Origin of the sequence: Streptococcus sp. HMSC062H02, assembly GCF_001813005.1 — a bacterium.
Taxonomy (GTDB): Bacteria; Bacillota; Bacilli; order Lactobacillales; family Streptococcaceae; genus Streptococcus; species Streptococcus oralis_S.
Genome location: NZ_KV811106.1, coordinates 656 through 2533 on the forward strand (window position 1 = coordinate 656; position 1878 = coordinate 2533).

A 1878-nucleotide genomic window follows, 5' to 3' on the forward strand; every position below is an offset into this window, starting at 1 on the left:
TAAAAAGAACCCAGAATTTATTCTTGGGTTCTTTTTTATAAAAAATTAAATATATTAATGTTTATGTGTAGTATGAGCACGTTATGAAACTCATGGAGTGATAATAGGTTCAACAATAAAAAGGCTATTTACATAGTGTAAACGCCTGTTCTGAAATTTTGATATTTTAATTATTCTCACCGAAAATTGACAGTCTGGAAATACAAAATAATAAATTTTTATCTATAATCTACTTTTAATTGCCCCCTTTTTGTGTTAGAATGAGGTGAACATTTCTTTTTAAAATGATTGTATACAAATCATTTTTAGTTTGGAGGTTAATTATGAAATGGAGAAGAGGCATGAAAGTGCCGTTTTCTACTAATTTAGGTAGAAAAACAAAGGCTTATATCGGCCTGGTCGTTTTACTTTTTTCTATTTTTCTTCTTCCGGTTCAGTCTTATGCTGCATTAGAAGAGATTAAAAATGGAACGGATATCTCTACCTTGGATATTCGTAAGTTTAATTTAAATATTAACAATGCTAGTGTTTTATCTAAATCACAGTCTGTTGATCAGTTTCATCTATCGAATCCCCATTATGAATATCTAAGTGGGGGTGCTTATCCAGGTGAGATGGAAAACTTTACTCTCAAAGTAGATAAAAGTAAAAAGCAAGATCAAGTTTTTGAAAATCCTTTATCTCTAAAATTCACAAATATTGGTAACGTTCACGGTAAGCAAGTAGATGCTTATTTAAAATTTAATAAGGTAACTCTTCACTATCTAAATACTGCTCAAGCAGAGTCTGAAATGAATAGTGCTCAAAAATCTACTGTCGAATTTTTCTCAATTTCTGAATTATGGGAAAGTAGTGCTTTCGAAATTGGGAATGTTCCTTATGTGGATGCGAATCATGACTACATCATGAATAAAGCGTTTTGGATTGATGTTGATGTTACAGCAGAAATTCGTTATGCTGATGGAACAGAAACAGACTTGAAATTGGTCATGAAACCAACAGATATTGATGCAATTGATGCAAACAATTTGAAGGAAACTTTCTATGTAAAAAACTATAAGAATGATGTGAACCTTCGATTAATGAACAATGCCAATGTCTTGCAACAGGAAGAAACAAGTGACCGTACTTCATGGATTGCCACTCAAATAACGGGAGGTAGTTACTATGAAAACAATGTTTCAGGTTTAGCGCTTCGTTCAAATAGTAACAGCATGAATTTTGGTTATTCATCTACGGAAACCTGTTCTGCTGTATTTGGATTGTATGTTGAAAAGCTTGACCCAAGTCCAGTTCTCGAGGTGGAACCAACTGAGATTCCAGCTAAAGAGGGGCAGGATGTAACTTATAAGGCTACTTTTAAAGTTCCGGTTCCAGGTAAAGACCTTTTAGCAGCTCCATCATCTATTGAAATGGTTCAAAATTTTGATGATCGCTTGGACTATAAAGAACTTAAAGTTGAATCAGGTGGAGTGACTCTGCAAGAAGGACGTGACTATACGATCGAGAAGTCAGGTCAAACAGTTACTGTTAAAATGACACCTGAATACATAAAATCAAATTCTGCCGCTGAGATTATTATCACTTATAAAACAGCTACCAACAAAAAAGTGGAAGAAAAAGGACCTGAAAAAATTAACAATACTGTAACCTTGCATGTTGATAACTTATCAGCTCCTTCTAATCAGGTGAGCACTGCTCTTCTTTACGAAAAACACCATGAATTTGTCAGTGGAACTCCAGGTAAAGAGTTGCCACAAGAAGTGAAAGACTTGCTTCCAGCAACAGAAAAGAATTTACCTAATGGCAGTCAAGTAACGCCAACACAACCAAGTCAAACAGAAGTTAAGACCGCGGAAGGTACATGGAGCTTCAAGT

1 protein-coding gene is annotated in these 1878 nt (G+C 34.5%); it reads left to right on the forward strand.

The window, feature by feature from the left end; translation table 11 throughout:
• Nucleotides 1–323: 323 nt before the first annotated feature.
• Nucleotides 324–1878: isopeptide-forming domain-containing fimbrial protein (locus tag HMPREF2885_RS03625; protein ID WP_148131126.1), on the forward strand; the 1555-nt coding region annotated here is incomplete at its 3' end.